The organism is Amycolatopsis lurida, from assembly GCF_900105055.1.
GTDB lineage: Bacteria > Actinomycetota > Actinomycetes > Mycobacteriales > Pseudonocardiaceae > Amycolatopsis > Amycolatopsis lurida.
In genome coordinates this window covers 922,561-945,569 of sequence record NZ_FNTA01000004.1, presented here as the reverse complement: position 1 = coordinate 945,569, position 23,009 = coordinate 922,561, and the positions used below count along the sequence as shown (strand labels likewise).

The following is a 23,009-nucleotide window of genomic DNA, read 5'->3' as shown; positions in this document are numbered from 1 at the left end:
ACCACTCACGAGGAGACTGATGGAAACGCCCGCCGAGACCCTCGCCGACGAAGTCGTCACCCTGCGCCGCTGGAAGCCGGAGCAGCTCGAAACCCTCGCCGCCGTCGCGGGGGATTCGGCCGCACATCTCGGCGCGTGGATGATCTGGGCCACCCACGGTTACGGCCGTCGCGAAGCGGCGGACTTCCTGGAGAACACCGCGAAGAACTGGGCCGAGGGCAAGACCTACGACTTCGCGATCTTCGTCGAGGACGAACTCGCGGGCGGCACGGGCATGATCACCCGTCCCGGCCGGATCGAGATCGGCTACTGGCTCGGCCGCCACCACACCGGCCGCGGCTACGTCACCAGGGCGGCGCGGCTCTTGACCGCCGAGGCCTTCCGGCTCGGCGCTCCGGAGGTCGAGATCCGGCACGACGAGAAGAACCGCGCTAGCGGAGCCGTGCCCGCGCGGCTGGGGTTCACGATGGTCGGCGAAGAGGTCACCGAACCGCCGCTCGCCCCCGCCTGCGCGGGTGTCACCAGGATCTGGCGGCTCAAGCGTCCTTAGTCTTGCGCTCGCGCAAGGCCGCGAGCGCCTTGTCGGCGTGCACGGTGAACTTCAGCTCGCTCTTGATCACTTCGAGCACCTTGCGGTCGGTGTCGATGACGAAGGTGTGCCGTTTGGCGTGCAGCGGGCTGAATTTGCGCCATACACCGAACTGTTTCGCCACCACACCGTCCACATCGGACAGCAGGGGATAGTCGAAACCGTGTTTGGCCGAGAATTCCTGCTGCTTGGCGACGGCGTCCGGGCTGATGCCGACGCGGTGCGCGCCCACTTCGGCGAATTCGGCGGCGAGATCGCGGAAGTGGCAGCTTTCCGCGGTGCAGCCACTGGTCATCGCGGCGGGGTAGAAGAAGAGCACGACCGGCCCGGACGAGAGGAAGTCCGACAGCGTGCGCTCCTCGCCCTTGTCGTCGGGCAGGGTGAAGTCCGGGGCGATGTCACCTTGGTCCATGGACCGATCCTGTCACGTCGGTGGGCGGAGCTGGGGTCTGCCCGGGGAAGTGACCGGGCGCGAACCCGCCCGGCCGAAGGCCTCCGCTACCGCGGTGGCAGGGCGGCCCGACCACAACCTGAGGGTGGAAGGCCGAGCGGCGCCCTGCCGACGTCGATCGCGGCCGCGGGTTCACCGGAGAACACAGCTCAGTGTGCGTGCCGTTCGATGAGCTCGTCGACCTCGTCCCCGGTCGCCGAATCCGCCACGAACGAACCGCGCGCCGCGAGTACGCCGTACCGCCGCAGCCGTTCGGCCTGTTCGTGACTCCGGACGCCTTCCGCGCCGATGCGCAGTTTCAGCTCCTTGGCCCTGGCGACCAGCTGGCAGAGATGACGGACGTCGGCCTCGTCTTCGCGCTCGGCCAGGGCGTCGACGACGGCACCGGACAGGATCACGTGGCGGACCGGCAGCCCGTGCCGGGGGATCAGCTCCAGATCGTCCGAACCGGAGATGGTCAGCACCAGCTGGGCGCCCAGATCGGCCAGTACGGCGAAGGAGTCGAGCACCTCCCCGCCGCCGTCGAGGATGGATTCGCGGTCCGTGCACAGCCGCAGCGCCTGGGCGGGCAGGTTGTGCCGGTCGAGCTGTTCCTTGACCAGCAGGACCAGGTCGGGCTCGATGGCCAGCCGGTTCGGCAGCCGCACACAGACGTCGGGCGCGGCCTCGCCGAACCTGTTCCGCCACCTCGCGGTGGCGGCCAGCGATTCGGCCAGCAGCCACCGGCCGAGCGGGATGGTCATCCCGGTGATCTGCGCGAGCGGGTAGAACTCGTCCGAGTCGAGTTCGCCCTTGTCCGGATGGCTCCAGCGCAGCCCGGCGTTGACGGCGGCCAGCTGCTCGGGATTCGCGAGCTTCACCGTCGGCTGGTAGATCAGCGAGAACTCGCCGTTCTCCAGCGCGCCCGCGATGACCGCGCCGAGCTGGTAGCGGCCCCGGTCACGCGCGTCGAGTTCCGGATCGAACAGCATCCACTGCGCCTTGCCCGCTTCCTTGGCGCGGTGCAGCGCGATTTCCGCGGCGCGAAGCAGATCTTCGGGCCCGCCGTCGGTGACCGGGCGGACGACGATGCCCGCGCTCGCGCTGACGCCGATCCCGTGCCCGCCGACGTAGATCGGCTCGACCAGTTCCTCCAGGGCCTGCTCGACCAGCGAGATCACCTCGGGCGGGGTGAAGTCGCCGCGCAGCAGGACGGCGAACCCGTCGCCGGACAGCCGGGCGACCGAACCGTTGTGCCTGCCGGTGAAGACGGACGTGAGTTTCTTCGCGACTCCGCGCAGCACCTGGTCGCCGACGCCGGCCCCGAGGCCGTCGTTGATCACCTTGAAGCCGTCGATGTCGAGGTAGACGAGCGCGACCTGTTCGCTACCGGACCCGGCCAGCGCGGTTTCGAGGGCGTTGCCGAAGGCGGTGCCGTTGGGCAGGCCGGTCAGCGGGTCGTGCACGTTCTGGTGCAGCAGCCGTTCCTGCAGCAGGTGGATCTCGTTGGCGTCCGAGACCATCAGCACCGGATAGGTCGAGCCGGGCCGGTCGCCGGGCAGATCGGTCAGGGTCACGTCGACCCAGAGCGGGCCTTCCTCGCTGTGATCCAGCAGCAGGCGTTCCTCCTGCGTCGGCTGGCCGTGCGTCATGAGCTGGGCGAGCGCGTTCCGCAGGCGGGCGACGTCGTGTTCGGCGGAGCCGAGCTCGGGGATTTCCCGGCCACGCAGCGAGGCCGGACGGCAGCCGAGGAGACGGCCGAGCGCGGCGTTCGCCTCCACGATCACGCCGTTGGCGTCGGCGAGGGCGATCCCGACGGGAGAGGCGGAGTAGAGCTTGGAGAAGCGCAGGACGGCGGGCTGATGGTCGGGCTCGGCCAAGACGGCGTCCTTGGCGACACCGAGCAGCAGCTGTTCGAGTTGCTCCTTGGGAAGCGATACTCCTTTAGTGTCAGCGAGCGTCTCGGCCCATCTCCGAGCGACGTCCACCAACCCTGGCGCGGAACCAGGTTCGGGCACACTTCACCTCTTCATGCGCGGTCGATGGCCAGCTCAGACCGGGTGTCCGAGCCCATGGGCCCACACTAGGTATGAGCCGGCCGGGTGTAGTGCCACGGCATCATGCGCGATCCGGGGTGTCTACCGGCTGAAAGGGTGATCGCTGCTACACGAGTGGTGACCGGAAGTTACCAAGAGTACTCGATAGTGGGTGTCCGTTCGGTCCGGCTTCAGCGGGCCGTCAGGTGGATCGGCAGGCCGTCGGCCGGCACGGGCAGCGAGACATAGTCCCAGCGCGCGGTGTAGTTCTCCGGTACCGACCACCGATACGCCCGCAGCATCTCGTGCAGCAGCGCCTTCACCTCGAACGTCCCGAAATGCAGGCCGATGCACTTGTGCGCGCCGCCGCCGAACGGCATCCACGCGTAGCGGTGCGACTTGTCCTCGCGGCGTGCCTCGCCGAAGCGGTCCGGATCGAACCGCATCGGGTCGGTCCAGTGCTCCGGCGAGAAATGGTTGACGGTGGGCGAAACCCCGACGAGTGTCCCTTCGGGAATGAAGTGCCCGAGAACCTCGGTGTCCTTCACGGTCTTCCTTGTCAGGGAAGGAACCGGGGCCACCAGCCGCAGGGATTCCTTGATCACCAGGTCGAGCGTCGTCAGCGTCTCCAGCGCCTCGATGTCCGGCACGGCGTCGCCGAGCGCGAGGGACTCCCGCCGTGCGCGTTCCTGCCACTCGGGGTTCTTGGCGAGGTGGTAGACGGCGGCGGCGCTGGTGATGGTCGACGTGTCGTGCGCGGCCATCATCAGGAAGATCATGTGGTTGACGACGTCGGCGTCGGTGAAGCGGTCGCCGTCTTCGGTGGTGGCGTGGCACAACGCGGTGAAGAGGTCGTCGCCGTCGCTCGCCCGTTTCGACGGCAGGTTCGCCGAAAAGTAGCGCTCGAGGACCTTGCGGCCGTGCAGGCCGGCCGCCCAGCGGCCACCGGGCACGGGAAAGCGCACGATGGCCGTGCCCGCGCGCACGGAGTTCACGAACGCGCGGTTGATCGCGGCCGCGTCGTCGCCGGAACGCATGCCCATGAACACGCGCGTCGCGACGTCGAGCGTGAGTTGCTTGAGGGACCAGTAGATCCGCGGGTTCGGCCGGTCCGCCCACGCGGCGACGCCCTCACGCAGGGCGGGTCCCATCTGGTCGACGTACCCGGTGAGCCGTTGGCGGGTGAACGCCGCCTGCATGATCCGGCGGTGCAGGTGGTGCTCGCCGAAGTCGAGCAGCATCAGGCCGCGGTCGAAGAACTGCTCGATGAAGAACTTCCAGCCCTCCTGCGAGAAGGCCTTGTCCTTGTTCACCAGCGCGATCTGCGTGGCCTCCGGGCCCGTGAGCGCGACGATGCGGCGGCCGAACGCGCCCATCCACGACACCGGGCCGTAGGTCTCGTAGCGTTTCAGGCCGAATTCGATGCCGAACCGCATGAAGTCCAGCGCGTGCCCGATGACCGGCGGGCCTTCGTCGCCGAGGACGGGTTTGAGGCCAGGCGGGGCGGGCGCGAGTTCACGGACCGGCCACGTCGCGCCGAGCCAGCGCTGGTCGACCGAACGCGGCAGGGGGATCGAGGTGAGCGGCGGGACCCGCTCGCGCAGTGCCCCGGTGACCTTTTCGACGGCGTTCGCCATGGCGACCATCTCCCCGCTGAGATCGGTTACCGGTCCACCATCGCACCCTTGTTGACGTCCTGACAATACCTCGATGGAAGTTCCGTGAAGGCCTCCTTCGCTACCTTTGGGGTAGGGAAGGAGGCCTTCACGGACCGGTCAGGCCAGTTCGGAGCGGACCGCGAGGGCGGCCGCCACCAGGTTCCGCAGGGCCGGTTCGACCTCGGCGTACCCGCGCGTCTTCAGGCCGCAGTCCGGGTTGACCCAGATCCGCTCGGCGGGCACGGCGCCGACGGCGGTCCGCAGCAGTCCGCTGACCTCATCGACGCCGGGGACACGCGGCGAGTGGATGTCGTACACGCCCGGCCCGACGCCGCGGCCGAAGCCCGCCGTGCCGAGGTCCGTGACGACCTCCATCTTCGACCGCGCGGCCTCGATGCTGGTGACGTCGGCGTCGAGCGCGTCGATCGCCCTGACCACGTCGCCGAATTCCGAGTAGCACATATGCGTGTGGATCTGCGTCGCGTCGTCGATCCCCGACGTCGCGAGCCGGAACGACGAAACCGCCCACGCGAAGTACGCCTCATGCGCCGCCGCACGCAGCGGGAGCAGTTCTCGCAGCGCCGGTTCATCCACCTGGATGACGCGGATGCCCGCTTCCTGCAGGTCGTGCACCTCGTCGCGGATGGCCAGCGCCACCTGGCGGGCGGTCTCGCCCAGGGGCTGATCGTCCCGGACGAACGACCACGCCAGGATCGTCACCGGCCCGGTCAGCATCCCCTTGACGGGCTTGCCGGTCAGGCTCTGCGCGTAGCGCGCCCACTCGACGGTCATCGGCTCCGGACGCGAGACGTCGCCGTACAGGATCGGCGGCCGGACACAGCGCGAACCGTAGGACTGCACCCAGCCGAAGTCGGTGGCCGCGAACCCGGCCAGCCGCTCGGCGAAGTACTGCACCATGTCGTTGCGCTCGGGCTCGCCGTGCACCAGCACGTCCAGGCCGAGGTCTTCCTGCAGCCGGATGACGCGCTCGATCTCGGCCTTCATCGCGGCCTCGTAGCCCGCGTCGTCCAGTGAACCCGCCTTGTGCGCGGCGCGCGCCTTGCGGACATCGGTGGTCTGCGGGAACGAGCCGATCGTCGTGCTCGGCAACGGCGGCAGATCCAGCGCCGCCTGCTGAGCCGCCGCGCGCCGGGCGTAGGGGGAGCGGACGGTGTCTTCCGGCCGCAGTGCCTCCAGCCGGGCGCGCACCCCGCTGTCGGCCAGATCGGCCGCCGTCGCGCGATCCGCGGCCGCGGCACGGGCGGCGGCGAGGTCGACCCCCTCTTCCTTCACCGCGCGCCCGAGCAGGACGACCTCGTCGACCTTCTGCTTGGCGAAGGCGAGCCAGCCTTTGAGGCGCGGGTGGAGCCCGTTCTCCCGCTCGACGTCGTAGGGCACGTGCATTAGCGAGCAGGACGTCGACACGCTGACCGACTTCGCGATGCCGAGCAGGGTCGCCGCCCGGCTGAGCGCGCGGGTCGGATCCGTGCGCCAGACATTGCGCCCGTCCACGACACCGGCCAGAACCTCCTTGTCCCGCAAGGCGGGCTCGGCGGCGACGGCGTCCACAAAGGACTCATCGGTGATGAGGTCGACGGCGATCGCGTCGATCGGGGAGCGGGCGAGCACGCCCAAGCCGCGACCGAGCCCGCCGAAGTAGCCCGCGACCAGGAGCTTCGGCCGCGCGGTCTCCTTCGCGAGCCGATGGTAGGCGCGGATGAGCGCGTTGAGCTCCCGCTCGGTGCGGTCGGCGGCGAAGGCGGGCTCGTCGAACTGGACCCATTCGACGCCTTCGTCGTGCAGACGGCGCAGCAGCTCGACGTAGCCGTCGAGGAGGCCGTCGAGCAGATCCAGCGGGCGGAAGCCCTCCGGGGCCGTCTCCGACGGCTTCGCGAGCAGCAGGAACGTCACCGGGCCCACCAGCACCGGCCGGGTCTCGACGCCGGCCGCGCGGGCCTCGCGGTACTCGTCGAGCGGTTTGGTTCCGGTGAGCGAGAACGTCGTGTCCGGGCCGAGTTCGGGGACGATGTAGTGGTAGTTCGTGTCGAACCACTTCGTCATCTCCATCGCGGGCGCGTCCTGCACCCCGCGTGCGGCGGCGAAGTAGGTGTCGAGCGGTGAGAGACCGAGCGTCGTGAAGCGCTCCGGCAGCGCACCGAACAGCTCGGAGGTGTCGAGCACCTGGTCGTAATGGGAGAAGGTGTTGGAGGGGACGGAATCCAGCCCCGCGTCCTTGAGCTCCCGCCAGGTCCGGGTACGCAGCGCGCGGCCGGTGCCCAGCAGTTCGGCCTCGTCGATCTTGCCTGCCCAATAGCGTTCGAGTGAACGCTTGAGTTCCCGGTCCGGTCCGATCCGGGGGTAGCCCAGCACTGTCGTGCCGATTTCGGTCACAGCTCTCTCCTCGCGAGCTTGTCGTGAGAGCCAGGAGCGCGCAGGAGTGACCGCCGTTCGGTCGTGCCCATCCCACGAGGCCCGGACTCACGCACGCCGTCGGCGCGCGTACCACGGGCAGGTCTTCGGACTCGTGGGCGACTCGCTCGTTCCTACCGGCCGTCGCTTCCCGGGGCGCCATGTCCCAGTGCTTTACCGTGTCTCGCACGGTGACGGCTTTCGTTCCCACATACCGCTGCGGGGCAGTCCCGGATTCGCACCGGGTTCCCTGTTACCTCGACCGGCCGGGGTGGCCGGGCGAACCAGTAGCACTCCGGAGCGTACCGAGGCGCGCTAGTGGCCCGCTGGACATGTGACGAACCGGACGCCACGCGTGATCAGATGGACGACACACGTGATCAGACGGACGACACGCGTGATTGAACGGCGAACTCGCGTGATCGGGGGCGTAACTCGCGTGTCTGGAAACGGAACACGCCGGGCGGAGGCCGCCCGGCGTGTCGTCCGTCTGATCACGCGAGTTACGCGTCTGATCACGCGAGTTACGTGTTCGAGCACGCGAGTCGCGAGGTCGGGGTCAGTCCCAGTCGAGGGCGCCGCCCGACTGGTACTCGATGACGCGGGTCTCGAAGAAGTTCTTCTCCTTCTTGAGGTCCATCGCCTCCGACATCCACGGGAACGGGTTCTCCGTCTCGCCGAAGATCGGCGCGAGACCGATCTGCTGCGCCCGCCGGTCGGTGATGAAGTGCATGTACTGCTCGATCAGTTCGGCCGAGAGCCCGAGCATGCCGCGCGGCATGGTGTCGCGGGCGTAGGCGACCTCGAGTTCGCACGCCTCGGTGAGCATGGTGCGGACCTCGGCCTGGAACTCCTCGGTCCACAGGTGCGGGTTCTCGATCTTGATCTGGTTGATGCAGTCGATGCCGAAGTTCAGGTGGATCGACTCGTCGCGCAGGATGTACTGGTACTGCTCGGCGATGCCGACCATCTTGTTCCGGCGGCCGAGCGAGAGGATCTGCGCGAAACCGGTGTAGAACCACATGCCTTCGAAGATCACGTAGAACGCGACGAGGTCACGCAGGAAGTTCTGGTCGGCTTCCGGGGTACCGGTCTCGAAGTCCGGGTTCTCCAGGTTCTGCGTGTACTTCAGCGCCCACGCGTCCTTGTCCGAGATGGACGGGACCTCGCGGTACATGTTGAACAGCTCGCCCTCGACCAGGCCGAGGCTCTCGCAGATGTACTGGAAGGTGTGCGTGTGCACGGCCTCCTCGAACGCCTGGCGCAGCAGGTACTGGCGGCATTCGGGGTTGGTGATCTGCCGGTACACCGCGAGCACGATGTTGTTGGCCACCAGGGATTCCGCGGTGGCGAAGAAGCCGAGGTTGCGCTTGAGCATGGTGCGCTCGTCCTCGGTGAGACCGTCGGGCGACTTCCACAGCGCGATGTCGGCCTGCATGGCGACCTCGGTCGGCATCCAGTGGTTGTTGCAGCCGGCGAGGTACTTCTCCCACGCCCAGGTGTACTTCATCGGCAGCAGCTGGTTGACGTCGGCGCGGGCGTTGATCATGCGCTTGTCGTCGACGTTGATGCGGGCGGCGCCGACTTCGATCTCACCGAGGCCGGTGGCGTCGGTGGAGGCGTCAAAGGTGGTCATAGAGGCTCACTCCAAGAGGGCGTCGTGAGTGGTAAGGACGGTTAGAACCGCCCTTACCACTCACGAGGACGTATTACTGGCAGGCTTCGCAGTCGGGGTCGTCGATCCGGCAGGCTGCGCCGTCGGTGGCGACGAAGTCGACGTCCGAGACCTGCGGCATCTCCTTCGGCTCCGGCTTGGCGGCCGGGGCGGGGGCGGTCACCGGGACGGCCGGGACCGCGGCGGAAGCCGATGGGGCGGGCGAAGCGGCGGGAGCCGGAGCCGGGGCGGCAGGCTTGGGTGTGGCCGGGGCCGGGGTGGCCGAGACCGCGTTCAGCTTGCCGTCGGTGCCGCGCAGGGTGCTCTTCTCCACGTGCGTCGCGGACCGCGCCCGCAGGTAGTACGTGGTCTTGAGGCCCTTGTGCCAGGCGTAGCGGTACAGCTCGTCGAGCTTGCGGCCGCTGGGCGCCGCGATGTACAGGTTCAGCGACTGCGCCTGGTCGATCCACTTCTGACGACGCGAACCGGCGTCCACCAGCCACTTGGACTCGATCTCGAACGCGGTGGCGTACAGCGCCTTCAGGTCGTCCGGCACGCGGTCGATCTGGCCGAGGCTGCCGTCGAAGTACTTCAGGTCCGACACCATGACCTCGTCCCACAGCCCGCGCTCCTTGAGCGAGCGGACCAGGTGCGGGTTCACCACGGTGAAGTCACCGGACATGTTCGACTTGACGAACAGGTTCTGGAACAGCGGCTCGATCGACTGCCCGACGCCGCAGATGTTGGAGATCGTCGCGGTCGGCGCGATCGCCATCACGTTGGAGTTGCGCATACCGACGGTCTTGACCCGCTCGCGCAGCGGCGCCCAGTCCAAAGTGGACGAGGTGTCGACGTCGAGCGCGTCGCCCTGCCGGGCGTCGATCAGGAGCTGCAGCGAGTCGATCGGCAGGATTCCCTTGCTCCACAAGGAACCCTCGAACGTCTGGTACTGGCCGCGCTCCTCGGCGAGGTCGGTCGACGCCGAGATCGCGTAGTAGCTGATGTGCTCCATGCTGGTGTCCGCGAACTGGACGGCCTCTTCCGAGGACAGCGGCACACCGATCTCGAACAGCGCGTCCTGGAAGCCCATCAGGCCGAGGCCGATCGGGCGGTGCCGCAGGTTGGAGCGCCGCGCCTCCGGGATCGTGTAGAAGTTGATGTCGATCACGTTGTCGAGCATGCGGACCGCGGTGCGCACGGTCTTCTCGAGCCGCTTGGTGTCCAAGCCGTCGGGGGTGACGTGCTTGAGCAGGTTCACCGAGCCGAGGTTGCAGACCGCGACCTCGTCGGTGGTGGTGTTCAGCGTGATCTCGGTGCACAGGTTGGACGAGTGCACGACACCCACGTGCTGCTGCGGCGAGCGCAGGTTGCACGGGTCCTTGAAGGTGATCCACGGGTGGCCGGTCTCGAACAGCATGGTCAGCATGCGGCGCCACAGGTCGACCGCGCGGACCTTGCGGAACACCTTCAGCTCACCGCGCTCGGCGGCGGCCTCGTACTCGCGGTAGCGCTCGGCGAACGCGTTGCCGTAGAGGTCGTGCAGGTCCGGGGTCTCGTTCGGCGAGAACAGCGTCCACTGCGCGTCGGCCTCGACGCGGCGCAGGAACTCGTCCGGCACCCAGTTCGCGGTGTTCATGTCGTGCGTGCGGCGACGGTCGTCACCGGTGTTCTTGCGCAGGTCGAGGAATTCCTCGATGTCCACGTGCCAGGTCTCGAGGTATGCGCAGGCGGCGCCCTTGCGCTTGCCGCCCTGGTTCACCGCGACCGCGGTGTCGTTGGCGATCTTGAGGAACGGCACGACACCCTGCGACTGGCCGTTGGTGCCCTTGATGTGCGCGCCGAGACCGCGGACCGGGGTCCAGTCGTTGCCGAGGCCGCCCGAGTACTTCGCCAGCAGCGCGTTGTTCTTGTAGGCCTGGAAGATCGAGTCCAGGTCGTCGTCGACCGTGGTCAGGAAGCAGGACGACAGCTGCGGACGCGTGGTGCCCGAGTTGAACAGCGTCGGGGTGGACGCCATGAAGTGGAACGTCGAGAGCAGCTCGTAGAACTCGATGGCGCGGGCTTCCCGGTCGTCCTCGCGGATCGCCAGGCCCATCGCGACGCGCATGAAGAACGCCTGCGGCAGCTCGAAGCGGACACCGTCGTGGTGCTGGAAGTACCGGTCGTACAGGGTCTGCAGGCCGAGGAAGCCGAAGTCGAGGTCGCGCTCGGCGCGGATGGCCGCGGTGATCTTGTCCAGGTCGAAGGTCTGGAGCTCGGGGTTGACCAGCTCCAGCTCGATGGCGCGCTTGAGGTAGTCCCGGAAGTACTGCGGGTACCGGGCGGTCATCTCGTCCTGGCTGGCCTGCTGCGGCACGCCCGCGAGGTAGCTGAGCGCCTCGCCGCGGAGCTTGTCCGCGAGCAGCCGGGCACTGACGTAGGAGTAGTTCGGCTCCTGCTCGACGAGCACGCGCGCGGCCATGATCTGGGCGAGGGCGAGTTCGTCGGCGCTGATGCCGTCGTAAAGGTTGCGCTTGGCCTCGGCGAGGACCGGCTCCGCCGAGACGTCCTCGAGGTCGGCGACGGCTTCGCCGACCACGTGCGAGACGCGGGCCCAGTCGAGCGGGCGGAGCGAGCCGTCGGCGGTCTTGACGCTGATGGCGACGTCGGACGACGCGGGCTTCTCGGCCTCGCGGGCCTTCGCGCGCTCATCGCGGTACAGGACGTACGCGCGGGCGACCTTGTGGTGCTCGCCGCGCATCAGTGCGAGCTCGACGATGTCCTGGATCTGCTCGATGTGCAGCGCGGTCTCGGGACCGGCGTGGCGGAGCAGGGTGGTCTCGATCTGCTCCGTCAATTCCTTGACCAGGTGGTGGATCCGCGACGAGGCGGCCGCGTCACCGCCCTCGACGGCGAGGAAGGCCTTGGTCACGGCGACCGAGATCTTGTTCGCGTCGAAGGGGGACACGCTGCCGTCCCGCCGGATGACTCGCACGGTCGCGGGCTTGGTGTCCGAGGACGAGGGCGGCCGCTGACCGGTTTCCGAATCGAGCACTGACATGCGTCACTCCAAAAGGGCGCGTTGAAGCACCACAAGGCCTCACAAGGCCGTGCGCTGCACGTTCACAAAGCTGTCCGGCAACCGCTCCCGAGCGGTCTCCCCGTCGCTGGGCGGTACCGGTTCCCAGAGACTACATGTAGGGGTCGGAGGCTGCACGTGCCCCAATGGGTGGCGTGTCGTCGGCTCACCCTGGCGGGTTAGACGATCACACTGAGCGGCTGGTCAACCGCCGAAAACGATCTTGAAGTCGCGCAGGCAGGCGCTCAGCACGGGCCGCTGACCGGCGAGGAAGCCGAACGGGCCGGCTTCGTTGATCCGCCAGTCCGCGGACGCGGGGCGCGGGTTCGCCGTCGCTCGGACGGGGCTTCTTTTGAGACGGCCGTCCAACATTTGGACGACGTCGAAGGCCGCGGGCATCCGCACCGGGAGACTCGGGCGGGCGGTGAAGGCCGCCGTCGCGATCCAGTCCTCGTGGGTGGCCGCCGAGGCGGTGAAGGTCCGCCCGTGGGCGAAGTCGAGCGCGGCGAGATCCTTGGGGATCCCCCACAATTCCCGTCCGCCGGCGAGGGAGACTTCGCTGTCGACCCAGATGTCGGTGATGGAGCTGGAGAGGCGTTCGCCGCGGACCGCGACGGTCGCCAGCAGCTCGTGGTACTGGAGCTGCCCGGGCTCCTGGTAGTCGATCCAGGCGGTGAACACGTGGGCGCGGCCGCCCAGCGTGATCGGCTCGGCGCCGCCGGGCAGTTCGGGCAGTTCGCTCACCGGGACACGCCAGATCGACAGGTAGGCCTGGCCCGCCAGGTTCCAGGGCTCCGGGGGATAGGCCGTCACGAGTTCCGCCAGGGCAGGTAGGCGGGCTGGTCGGTGTCGACGCGCATGGAGAACTCCGGTGGTCGTTTCTGCAGGAAGGACATGACGCCTTCGACGGCGTCCGGGCTGGAGCCGAGGCCGCCGATCAGCTTGGAGTCCAGTTCGTGCACGGGGAACGGCGATTCCGCGCTCGCCATCCGGTACAGCAGTTGCCGGGTCACCGCGACCGACACCGGCGACGTGGTCGTGGCGATTTCGACCGCCAGTTCGCGCGCCTTGCCGAGCACTTCCCCGGGCTCGTGGACACTGTGGACCAATCCGGCGGTTTTCGCTTCCTCGGCGCCGAAGACACGCCCACTGACCATCCAGTCGAGTGCCGTTCCCATCCCGACGAGCCGCGGGAGGAACCACGCGGACGCGCCTTCGGGGTAGATCCCGCGGCGGACGAAGACGAAACCGAACCGGGAATCCGTGGACGCCAGCCGGTAGTCGCAGGACAGCGTGATCGTGATGCCGCCGCCGACGGCCGCGCCCCGCAGGGCCGCGATCACCGGCTTGTTCATCGTGAAGATCCGTTTCGAGCAGCGTCCCGCCGGCTCCTGCCACGCCGCGTCCGGCCCGGACTCGGGGTCGAAGTCGAAACCGCCCTGCGAGAGGTCGGCGCCCACCGAGAAGTCCTTGCCGTTTCCGGTCAGGATCACCACCCGGACCTCTTCGTCGCGGTCGGCCCGGTCCATCGCGTCGCCGAGTTCGTCGGCCATGCGGATGGTGTAGCCGTTGCGGGCCTCGGGCCGGTTGAGCGTGACGGTCGCGATGCGGTCGGCGACCTCGTAGGTGATTTCGGCGTACGCGCTCATGACGTGAAAGTAAGGCTACGTTGACAAGGTGTCAATAAGGGTCATTCGACGTCGTCCAGATGGTCCGCGTAGTACTCGACCGCTCGCCGGTACCGCTGGACGCCGTCGTCGGCGCTGGTCGCCGCGAGCACCTTCAGCAGGGTTCCCGCCGCCTCGCGCGCCTCGCCGACGTTGTAGAGCGCCATCGCGAGGAACGTCCTCAGCGCCGCGTCGTCCGGGAACTCGCCGAGACCGCGCCGCAAGGTCGCGAGCGACTCGTCGTACCGGCCGAGAACGCGATACGTGCTGCCGAGGCCGACGAACACCCCATGCCTGTCCTCTGTGGACAGACCTTCGCCCGCGAGCGCCTGTTCGTAGAACGGGGCCGCTTCGGCTTCCAGTCCGGCGGAATCGTGGGCCCAGGCCGTCTGGTAGGCGATCACGGCGTTTCGTGGGTTCTCCTCGGCCAATTCGATCAACCGCCGGCGTGCCTCGCCGGTGCCCTGCTCCCGCAGCCGGATCGCCTCGTTCACGCGGCGGCGCCGTCGAAGGGCGGGTAGGTCTCGCCGCCGACACGCTCGGCCACGGCGATGTAGTCGGCCAGCGCGTCGCGCGAACGTGCCAGCTTGGCCATCTGCTCGTCCAGGCGGCCGAGCCGTTCGCGCATCGCGGCCAGCAGTTCGGGACAGCCGATCAGCTCGGGCTCCTCGCCGATCGCGCAGGGGAGCAGGTACGCGATGTCTTCGGACGACAGGCCGGCGGCGAGCAGATGGCGGATCTGCTTCACCCGCAGCAAAGCCGTCTCGTCGTACTCGCGATAGCCGTTCGAGCCGCGGCTCGCCTCCAGGAGGCCTTGGGCTTCGTAGTAGCGCAGCTGGTGGGCGTTGACGCCCGTCCGGTGACTCAGTTCACCGATCTTCATCGCATTCCCCACTTGACCTTCATACCGGTATCAACGTTGACGATCGTGCCATGACGGACAACGAGAACACCCCGGTATCGGTCGTCGGCCTCGGTCTCATGGGCACCGCGCTCGCCCGCGCGTTCCTGAAGGCGGGGCATCCCACGACCGTGTGGAACCGGACAGCAGCCAAGGCGAACGCGCTCGTGGCCGAAGGCGCGCGGCTCGCGCCCACGATCGGCGACGCGCTCGGCCCGGGCGGCGTGACGATCCTGTGCCTCACCGACTACTCCGCCGTGCGTGAACTGCTCGGCGACGCCGGGCTGGAAGGCACGAAACTGGTCAACCTGACCTCGGGCGACTCCGCCCAAGCGCGGGAAACCGCCGCCTGGGCCGAGAAACGGGGTGCCCGGTACGTCGACGGCGCGATCATGGCCATCCCGTCGGCGATCGGGACCGCCGACGCGGTGATCCTGCTGAGCGGGCCGCGGCCGGATTTCGAGATCGGCGCTCTCGGCACGATCAGCTACCTCGGCGAGGACCCCGGCCTGGCGTCCCTGTACGACGTCGCCGGCCTGACGATGATGTGGAGCGTCCTGAACGCGTGGCTCCACGGCACCGCGATGCTCAAGACGGCCGGTATCGACGCCGCGACGTACGCGCCCTTCGCGCAGCAGATCGCCGTCGGGGTGGCGGGCTGGTTGCCCGGGTACGCCGAACAGGTCGACAAGGATTCCTTCCCGGCCGAGGTGTCGGCGCTGGAGACCGACGCGCGGGCGATGGCGCACATGGTCGAGGAGAGCGAGGCGCTGGGCGTCAACGCCGAACTGCCGAAGCTGATCAAGGCGATGGCCGACCGTGCGATCGCCGCCGGGCACGGCGGGGAGCAGTACCCGGTGCTGATCCGGGAATTCGAGCGGGCGGGGGAGTAGAGCGTGTCTTGAGGTGCTTCCGGGTTACGCGTGCCGGCTGTCCGATCACGCGTGTCGTCCGGTTCGGTTCCGTGGGGTGGGGCGAAGTTGACGTGTCGCGAAAGCCACTTTCGAGACGTGTGATGTCCCGAAGTGGCTTTCGCGACATGAGCGCCGACGAAAGACCACGACCGGACTGCCTGCCCGCCAGGCACATTCGCCTCACCTCTCGGGGAACGAACCGGGAGCTTCACGTGATTGGGCGGACGGCGGGTGTGATCAGACGGACGACACGCGTGACTGGATGGGCGACACGCGTGATCAGGCGGACGACACGGCTGTGACGCGGGCAACATACTGACCAACTGAACATTTTGGTCAGTATGTTCGGAGCCATGAGCGGGAGCGAAGCGGGACGGGTACTCGTCGTCGGAATGGGAGTCAGCGGGATCGCCACGGCGGCACGGTTGCGCAAGGCCGGCTGGCGAACCGTGCTGATCGAGAAAGCACCGGAAAGGCGCTCCGGTGGCTACTTCGTCGCGCTGTTCGGCGCCGGGCAGGCCGCCGCGAGGAGACTCGGCATGGCAGGCGCCGTCCATGACCGTGCCTCGATGACGCGAAGCCTCGACCTCACCCGTGACGGCTCCAGCCGTCCGGGAATGTCCTACGCCGACATGCCCGGCAAGCCTTGGCTGATGTTGCGGAGCGACATCGAGAAGGCCGCCTTCTCGGTCCTTCCCGACGATGTGGAGATCCGCTACTCGACGGTGCCGTCCGCGATCGAGCAGGACGCCGACGGGGTCGACGTCACCTTGCTCGACACCGCTTCGAACACCGCGACGACCGAACGCTTCGACCTCGTCGTCGGCGCGGACGGGCTGCGGTCCACGGTGCGGTCACTGGTGTTCGGCCCGCACGAGAGGCATTTGCGCCGGATGGGCTACATGGTCGCGGCCTTCCAGTACACCGGTACGCCCGCCGGTCTCGCTCCCGGTCAGGGGGCCACGCTGCTCGAACCGGACCGCTCGATGTGGGTCTTCGCGTTCTCCGACCACGACCCGACGATCATGCTGACCTACCGCACCGACGACGTCGACGCCGAGTTCACCCGGCCACCCGCGGAACGCGTGCGGGCGGCGTTCGGCCCGCGGCCGCTGGGAAAGGTGCTCGGGGACGTCGTCGACGCGCTCGAGTCCGCCGACGATGTCCTGTTCGACTCCGTCGAGCAGGTGCGTCTCGACAGTTGGCACCAGGGACGCGTCGTCCTGATGGGTGACGCCGCCTGGTGCGTCACGCTCTACGCCGGAATGGGTGTCTCGTCCGGGCTCACCGGAGCCGATCTGCTCGGCGGCATGCTGGAGCGGCATCCCGGCGATCTCGGCACCGCCCTCTCCGCATGGGAACGAGCGCTGCGGCCTTACGTCGACCACTATCAGGACGGCGCGTTCGCCGACCGGAAGATCTTCGTCGTGGACAACCGGTTGCAGCTTCTGCTCCGGCGCGCGGTGCCGGTGCTGAGCCGTTTCAAGCTCGGCAAACGGCTGACCGACCGGATCATGCGGCTCGACGAGATCGCGCTGTACAAGAATGCGGATATCGTCGGCGCGCTACCGGAAAGGACCACTGTTGGCGGAACTGCCTGAACACGGCTCGCCCAAGGCGGCACGCATCCTGGCGGCGGCGGGCGAACTGCTCCTGAGCCGGGGCAGCAAGGGCGTCACCATCGCGGAGGTCGCCACCAAGGCCCACGTCGGCAAGGGCACCGTCTACCTCTACTGGAAGACCAAGGAAGACCTGCTGCTCGGACTGATCAGCCGCGATTTCATCGCGCTCGCCGACGAGGTCATCGCGGCGGTCACCGCGGACCCCGAGCTGGCCCGGCCGTCGCGGCTCGGCCCGAACATGCTGGAGGTCGCGGCCCGGCATCCGTACGTCAACGCGCTGCAGACCGGCGACGACGTCCTGCTCGGTGTTCTCGCCGACGACCCCCGGTCGGCGACCCTGCTCGAAACGCTGGGTGCGGGCGCGTTCCTGCATCACATCCTGCCCATCTGGCGGCGGCACGACCTCGCCAGGACCGATTGGGAGGTGGCCGATCAGGCCTTCGCGTTGCAGGCGCTCCTCGCGGGTTTCCTGACAGCGGCCCCTTCGGTCGCGAGCAGGCTGCCGGTCGACGATCCCGCCCGGGTGTTCGCCGCCGCCATCACCGCCCTCCTCGGCCCCGAGCGGGCTACGCCGGAGCAGGTGAAGCTGGCGGCGGAAGAGGGCATCCACTCGCTGGCCGGTGGCCGTTCCGTCGCGTTGGACATCATCTCCGGCTGATCTCGTCTCCACAAAACAATCAGGCGTGCTTGATTTTTCCGACGCGGGGTGCCAGCCTGAGGGTGACGCGAGGAGGCGGGCATGGCTGACCTGGGCGTGATCCTTGGGGATCTCGCGGCGGAATCGCAGGCCATCGACGACGTGGTGGCGGATCTGCCCGCGTCGGACTGGGCTCGGAAAACTCCGGCCGAGGGCTGGACGATCGCCCATCAGATCGCTCATCTGGCCTGGACGGACAAGAAGGCGTTGATCGCGGCGCGCGGCTCCGAGGCCGAGTGGCAGACCGAGATCGAAGGGCTGCTCGCGACGGGCGAGTCCTACGTCGACGACGGCGCCGCCGAGGGCGCGAAGACGCCGCCGCGTGAGCTGCTGGCGGAGTGGCGCGCCGGCCGCGCCGAACTCGCCGACGCGCTCGCGGCGGTGCCCGACGGGCAGAAGATCCCCTGGTACGGCCCGCCGATGAGCGCCGCGTCCATGGTGACGGCGCGCCTCATGGAGACGTGGGCGCACGGTCAGGACGTCTACGACGCGCTCGGCCTCGAGCGGGAGAACACGGCCAGGATCTGGCATATCGCCCGGTTCGGAACCCGCACCCGCGACTTCGCCTACAAGCTCAACTCGCTCGCGCCGCCCACCGAAGAGTTCCGCGTCGAGCTGACCGCGCCCGACGGCACCACCTGGGCGTTCGGCCCCGAGGACGCCGGGCAGCGGCTCACCGGGAGCGCGGTCGACTTCTGCCTCGTCATCACCCAGCGGCGTCATCCCGCCGACACCGACCTGGTCGCCACGGGCAAGGACGTGGAGGAATGGCTCGGGATCGCGCAGGCCTTCGCCGGGCCTCCCGGTGCCGGGCGGAAACCGGGGCAGTTCGCGTGACCCCGATCAGGATCGGCAACGCGTCCGGGTTCTACGGCGACCGGTTCTCCGCCGTCCACGAGATGCTCACCGGTGGCCCGCTCGACGTGCTGACCGGCGACTACCTGGCCGAGCTGACCATGCTCATCCTCGGCCGGGACCGGATGAAGGACCCGAACCGCGGCTACGCCAAGACCTTCCTGCGCCAGATGGAACAGAATCTCGCGCTGGCGAAGGAAAAGGGCGTCAAGATCGTGGCGAACGCCGGTGGGCTCAACCCCGCCGGCCTCGCGGACGCCCTTCGTGAGCTTGCCGCGAAACTCGGTGTCGACGTCGCGATCGCCCACGTCGAGGGCGACGATCTCGTCCAGCGCGCGGAAGAGCTCGGCTTCGGCAAGACCTTGACCGCCAACGCCTACCTCGGCGCGTGGGGGATCGCGGAATGCCTGAACGCGGGCGCCGACATCGTGGTGACGGGACGCGTCACCGACGCGTCGGTGATCGTCGGCCCGGCAGCCGCGCACTTCGGCTGGGCCCGCGACGACTACGACGCGCTGGCGGGCGCGGTCGCGGCCGGGCACGTGATCGAATGCGGTACGCAGGCCACCGGCGGCAACTACGCCTTCTTCACCGAGCACGAGATCGGCGTCCCGGGGTTCCCGATCGCCGAGATCTCCGCCGACGGCTCCAGCGTGATCACCAAACACCCTGGCACCGGCGGTGTGGTGAACGCCGGAACCGTTACGGCACAACTGCTCTACGAGATCACCGGCGCCCGCTACGCCGGGCCGGACGTCACCGCGCGGTTCGACACTCTGACGCTCGCCGAGGACGGCCCGGACCGTGTCCGGATCAGCGGCGTCACCGGAGAACCGCCGCCTCCGACGCTCAAGGTCTGCCTGAACGGGCTCGGCGGTTTCCGCAACGAGACGACGTTCGTCCTCACCGGACTCGACATCGAGGCGAAGGCCGCGCTAGTCAAGGAACAGCTTGAAGGCGCGCTCAAGGTCAAGCCGCCGGCGGACGTCCAGTGGACCCTTGCCCGCACCGACCGTCCCGACGCCGAAACCGAGCAGCAGGCGAGCGCTCTGCTGCACGTCGCGGTGAAGGACGCCGATCCGGAGGTCGCCGGGCGCGCCTTCAGCGGCGCGGCGATCGAGCTCGCGTTGGCGAGCTACCCGGGTTTCCATGTCACCGCGCCGCCCGCGGCCGCCTCGCCCTATGGCGTGTACCGCCCCGCTTTCGTCGACGCGCACGAGGTTCCGCACGTGGCCGTCCTGCCGGACGGGACACGCCGCGACATCGCGCCCGCCGCCGAAACGCTGCCACTGTCCGATGTGGACGAAGACCGGCCGCCCGCGCCGTTCACCCAGGCGCAGGTCCGCCGGGCACCGCTGGGAAGGGTGATCGGTGCCCGCAGCGGTGACAAGGGCGGCAACGCGAACGTCGGTGTCTGGGCACGTTCCGACGAGGCGTGGCGCTGGCTCGCGCACCGGCTCACCGTCACCGAGTTCAAACTGCTGCTCCCGGAGACCGCGGACCTCGAGGTCCGGCGGCATCTCCTGCCGAACCTGCGGGCGATCAACTTCGTCGTCGAAGGCATCCTCGGTGAGGGCGTCGCGTCGCAGGCGCGGTTCGACCCGCAGGCGAAGGCGCTCGGGGAATGGCTGCGCTCCCGCGAGATCGACATCCCGGAGGCCCTTCTGTGACCGACCCCTTCTTCACGCCGGAACGCGCCGAACTGCGCAAGACCGTGCGTCGGTTCGCCGAAACCGAGATCCTGCCCCACCTCGAAGACTGGGAGCGCGAGGGCGAGCTGCCCCGCGACCTGCACCGCAAGGCCGGGGAACTCGGGCTGCTCGGCGTCGGCTTTCCCGAAGAAGTCGGTGGCGGAGGCGGCGACTACCTCGACGCGGTGGTCATCGCCGAGGAACTGCACTACGCGGGTGGTTCCGGCGGCTTGTTCGCCTCGCTGTTCACCTGCGGCATCGCCGTCCCGCATATCGCGGCGGCCGGGGATCCGGTGCAGATCGAACGCTGGGTCCGGCCGACGTTGGAAGGCCACAAGATCGGCTCGCTCGCGGTCACCGAACCCGACGGCGGCTCCGACGTCGCCGGGATTCGCACCACCGCGGTGCGCGAGGGCGACGAGTACGTCATCAACGGCGCCAAGACCTTCATCACCTCGGGCTGCCGCGCCGACTTCGTGACCACCGTCGTCCGCACCGGTGAGGCGGGCGCCCACGGGATCTCGCTCATCGTCGTCGAACGCGGTACGCCGGGCTTCACCGTCTCCCGCAAGCTGGAGAAGATGGGCTGGCTCTGCTCGGACACCGCCGAGCTGTCCTATGTGGATGTCCGCGTGCCCGCCGAAAACCTTGTCGGCGCCGAGAACAGCGGTTTCGCGCAGGTCGCCACCCAGTTCGTCACCGAGCGGGTCTCGCTGGCGGTGCAGGGCTACGCGCACGCGCAGCGGGCGCTGGACCTGACGCTGGACTGGTGCCGCCTGCGCGAGACCTTCGGCCGTCCGCTGATCTCCCGTCAGCTGGTGCAGCACAAACTCACCGAGATGGCCCGCAAGATCGACGTCGCGCGCAGCTACACCCGGCAGGTCGCCCTGCGGCACGTCGCGGGCGAAGAGGTCATCGCCGAAGCCTGTTTCGCGAAGAACACCGCCGTCGAGACCGCCGAGTGGGTGGTCAACGAGGCCGTGCAGCTGCACGGCGGACTCGGCTACATGCGGGAGTCCGAAGTGGAGCGTCACTACCGTGACGTGCGCATCCTCGGTATCGGCGGCGGGACCAACGAGATCCTCACCGGCTTGGCCGCGAAGCGATTGGGATACACCGCATGAGCACGATCAGGTCTGCTGTGGACACGCGGAGCGAAGAGTTCGCCACCAACCGCGAGTCCATGCTCGGCAAGCTGGCCGAGATCGACGGCGAGCACGCCAAGGCGATCGCGGGCGGCGGCGAGAAGTACGTCGCCCGCCACCGCAAACGCGGCAAGCTGCTGGCCCGTGAACGGATCGAACTCCTCCTCGACGAGGACTCGCCGTTCCTGGAGCTGTCACCGCTGGCGGCCTGGGGTTCGGACTACCAGGTCGGTGCCAGCGTGATCACCGGGATCGGCGTCGTCGAAGGCGTCGAATGCATGATCTCGGCGAGCGACCCGACGGTCAAAGGCGGGGCGAGCAACCCGTGGACGGCCAAGAAGAGCTACCGCGCCGCGGACATCGCCGCGCAGAACCGCCTGCCGGTGATCAACCTCGTCGAGTCGGGCGGAGCGGATCTGCCGACGCAGAAGGAGATCTTCATTCCCGGCGGCCGGATCTTCCGCGACATCACGCGCTCGTCGGCGGCGAAGGTGCCCACGATCGCCCTGGTGTTCGGCAACTCGACCGCGGGCGGTGCGTACCTGCCCGGCATGTCGGACTACGTCGTGATGGTCAAGGAACGGGCGAAGGTGTTCCTCGGCGGGCCGCCACTGGTCAAGATGGCCACCGGTGAGGAGTCCGACGACGAATCGCTCGGCGGTGCCGAGATGCACGCCCGCACCTCCGGTCTCGCCGACTACCTCGCGGCCGACGAAGAGGACGCGATCCGGCTCGGCCGCAGCATCGTCAAACGGCTCAACTGGACCAAACAGGGCCCGACGCCCAAGCCGGACTACGCGGAGCCGTTGTACTCCGCGGAAGACCTGCTCGGCATCGTGCCCACCGACCTCAAGGTGCCGTTCGACCCGCGCGAGGTGATCGCCAGGGTCGCCGACGGTTCGGACTTCGACGAGTTCAAACCCTTGTACGGCAGCAGTCTCGCCACCGGCTGGGCGAGTATCCACGGTTACCCGGTCGGCATCCTGGCCAACGCGCAGGGTGTGTTGTTCGGCGAGGAGTCGCAGAAGGCCGCGCAGTTCATCCAACTGGCCAACCAGATCGACACGCCGCTGGTCTTCCTGCACAACACCACCGGCTACATGGTCGGCAAGGAATACGAGCAGAGCGGCATCATCAAACACGGCGCGATGATGATCAACGCCGTGTCGAACTCGAAGGTCCCGCATCTGTCGGTGCTCATGGGCGCCTCGTACGGTGCCGGGCATTACGGCATGTGCGGTCGTGCCTACGATCCCCGGTTCCTGTTCGCCTGGCCCAGTGCGAAATCCGCGGTCATGGGACCGCAGCAGCTGGCGGGCGTGCTGTCCATCGTGGCCCGTGCCGCCGCCGCGTCGCGCGGGCAGGAGTACAACGAGGAGCACGACGCCGCCATGCGCGCCATGGTGGAGGGTCAGATCGAAGCGGAGTCGATGCCGATGTTCCTCTCCGGGATGCTCTACGACGACGGGATCATCGATCCCCGCGACACCCGCACGGTGCTCGGGCTCAGCCTGTCCGTGATCCACAATGGACCGGTGAAGGGCGCCGAAGGCTTCGGCGTCTTCAGGATGTGACGGGAGGCGGAGCAGACTGATGTCGCGGCAACCAGATGTACGTCAAGGCGCGTGCTCGGCCGAAGGCCCCGTTAGCGGGATGGCAGGGCGCCTGTCGACCCACAGTGCG

18 protein-coding genes and 1 riboswitch are annotated in these 23,009 nt (G+C 68.5%); of the genes, 8 read left to right on the top strand and 10 right to left on the bottom strand.

The genetic code is table 11. The features are described 5' to 3' along the window. Window positions 1-19 precede the first annotated feature (19 nt). Window positions 20-550: a GNAT family N-acetyltransferase gene (locus BLW75_RS09520; protein WP_034311844.1), complete on the top strand. Its 531-nt coding sequence runs from the start codon at window positions 20-22 to the stop codon at window positions 548-550. Here the strand turns inward: BLW75_RS09520 and BLW75_RS09515 are convergent. The 10 genes from BLW75_RS09515 to BLW75_RS09470 all read right to left on the bottom strand — a co-directional run bounded on the left by BLW75_RS09515 (window position 537) and on the right by BLW75_RS09470 (window position 14,384). Continuing rightward, window positions 537-1,001, bottom strand: a complete 465-nt coding sequence (locus BLW75_RS09515) for a peroxiredoxin (RefSeq protein ID WP_034311845.1) — start codon at window positions 999-1,001, stop codon at window positions 537-539. The genes BLW75_RS09520 and BLW75_RS09515 overlap by 14 nt on opposite strands. 188 nt (window positions 1,002-1,189) lie before the next feature. After that, a complete protein-coding gene (locus BLW75_RS09510) occupies window positions 1,190-3,037 on the bottom strand; it encodes a putative bifunctional diguanylate cyclase/phosphodiesterase (RefSeq protein WP_241783584.1) in 1,848 nt (615 codons plus the stop codon). A gap of 209 nt (window positions 3,038-3,246) precedes the next feature. Beyond that, window positions 3,247-4,692 carry a cytochrome P450 gene (locus BLW75_RS09505; protein ID WP_167373483.1) on the bottom strand — a complete coding sequence of 482 codons (1,446 nt, stop codon included), beginning with the start codon at window positions 4,690-4,692 and terminating at the stop codon, window positions 3,247-3,249. A 138-nt stretch (window positions 4,693-4,830) separates the two neighbouring features. Then, window positions 4,831-7,104, bottom strand: a complete 2,274-nt coding sequence (gene metE / locus BLW75_RS09500) for a 5-methyltetrahydropteroyltriglutamate--homocysteine S-methyltransferase (protein ID WP_034311848.1) — start codon at window positions 7,102-7,104, stop codon at window positions 4,831-4,833. Between the two features lie 99 nt (window positions 7,105-7,203). Further along, window positions 7,204-7,426: riboswitch (cobalamin riboswitch) on the bottom strand. Window positions 7,427-7,681: 255 nt separating this feature from the next. Beyond that, window positions 7,682-8,758 (bottom strand): ribonucleotide-diphosphate reductase subunit beta, encoded by a 1,077-nt coding sequence (locus BLW75_RS09495; RefSeq protein WP_091597237.1) that lies wholly within the window; start codon window positions 8,756-8,758, stop codon window positions 7,682-7,684. 73 nt (window positions 8,759-8,831) lie between these two features. Beyond that, a complete protein-coding gene (locus BLW75_RS09490; RefSeq protein ID WP_034311849.1) occupies window positions 8,832-11,816 on the bottom strand; it encodes a ribonucleoside-diphosphate reductase subunit alpha in 2,985 nt (994 codons plus the stop codon). Between the two features lie 222 nt (window positions 11,817-12,038). Beyond that, entirely contained in the window at window positions 12,039-12,647 is a 609-nt protein-coding gene (locus BLW75_RS09485; protein ID WP_034311851.1) for an acetoacetate decarboxylase family protein, read from the bottom strand. Then, entirely contained in the window at window positions 12,644-13,483 is an 840-nt protein-coding gene (locus BLW75_RS09480; protein ID WP_034311852.1) for an enoyl-CoA hydratase-related protein, read from the bottom strand. The genes BLW75_RS09485 and BLW75_RS09480 overlap by 4 nt, the downstream gene beginning before the upstream one ends. Before the next feature lie 41 nt (window positions 13,484-13,524). Further along, window positions 13,525-13,995, bottom strand: coding sequence for a tetratricopeptide repeat protein (locus BLW75_RS09475; RefSeq protein WP_034311854.1), 471 nt, complete (start codon window positions 13,993-13,995; stop codon window positions 13,525-13,527). Continuing rightward, window positions 13,992-14,384 (bottom strand): MerR family transcriptional regulator, encoded by a 393-nt coding sequence (locus BLW75_RS09470; RefSeq protein ID WP_034311855.1) that lies wholly within the window; start codon window positions 14,382-14,384, stop codon window positions 13,992-13,994. The genes BLW75_RS09475 and BLW75_RS09470 overlap by 4 nt, the downstream gene beginning before the upstream one ends. Window positions 14,385-14,434: 50 nt before the next feature. On the opposite strand from BLW75_RS09470, the gene BLW75_RS09465 reads away from it, so the two are divergent. The 7 genes from BLW75_RS09465 (at window position 14,435) to BLW75_RS09435 (ending at window position 22,900) form a co-directional block, all read left to right on the top strand. Beyond that, complete coding sequence (locus BLW75_RS09465; RefSeq protein WP_034311857.1) at window positions 14,435-15,295, top strand: NAD(P)-dependent oxidoreductase; 861 nt, start codon at window positions 14,435-14,437, stop codon at window positions 15,293-15,295. Window positions 15,296-15,669: 374 nt separating this feature from the next. Beyond that, window positions 15,670-16,917, top strand: coding sequence for an FAD-dependent monooxygenase (locus BLW75_RS09460; protein WP_241783587.1), 1,248 nt, complete (start codon window positions 15,670-15,672; stop codon window positions 16,915-16,917). After that, window positions 16,901-17,596 carry a TetR/AcrR family transcriptional regulator gene (locus tag BLW75_RS09455; protein WP_034311860.1) on the top strand — a complete coding sequence of 232 codons (696 nt, stop codon included), beginning with the start codon at window positions 16,901-16,903 and terminating at the stop codon, window positions 17,594-17,596. The genes BLW75_RS09460 and BLW75_RS09455 overlap by 17 nt, the downstream gene beginning before the upstream one ends. Before the next feature lie 81 nt (window positions 17,597-17,677). Next, window positions 17,678-18,472 carry a TIGR03084 family metal-binding protein gene (locus BLW75_RS09450; RefSeq protein WP_034311862.1) on the top strand — a complete coding sequence of 265 codons (795 nt, stop codon included), beginning with the start codon at window positions 17,678-17,680 and terminating at the stop codon, window positions 18,470-18,472. Continuing rightward, complete coding sequence (locus BLW75_RS09445) at window positions 18,469-20,160, top strand: acyclic terpene utilization AtuA family protein (RefSeq protein ID WP_034311863.1); 1,692 nt, start codon at window positions 18,469-18,471, stop codon at window positions 20,158-20,160. Before BLW75_RS09450 ends, BLW75_RS09445 begins: the two co-directional genes overlap by 4 nt. Then, the gene (locus BLW75_RS09440) at window positions 20,157-21,305 is read left to right on the top strand and encodes an acyl-CoA dehydrogenase family protein (protein ID WP_034311865.1); all 1,149 of its coding nucleotides are present in this window, start codon (window positions 20,157-20,159) and stop codon (window positions 21,303-21,305) included. The genes BLW75_RS09445 and BLW75_RS09440 overlap by 4 nt, the downstream gene beginning before the upstream one ends. Next, window positions 21,302-22,900, top strand: a complete 1,599-nt coding sequence (locus tag BLW75_RS09435; RefSeq protein ID WP_034311867.1) for an acyl-CoA carboxylase subunit beta — start codon at window positions 21,302-21,304, stop codon at window positions 22,898-22,900. Before BLW75_RS09440 ends, BLW75_RS09435 begins: the two co-directional genes overlap by 4 nt. The last annotated feature ends 109 nt before the right edge of the window (window positions 22,901-23,009 follow it).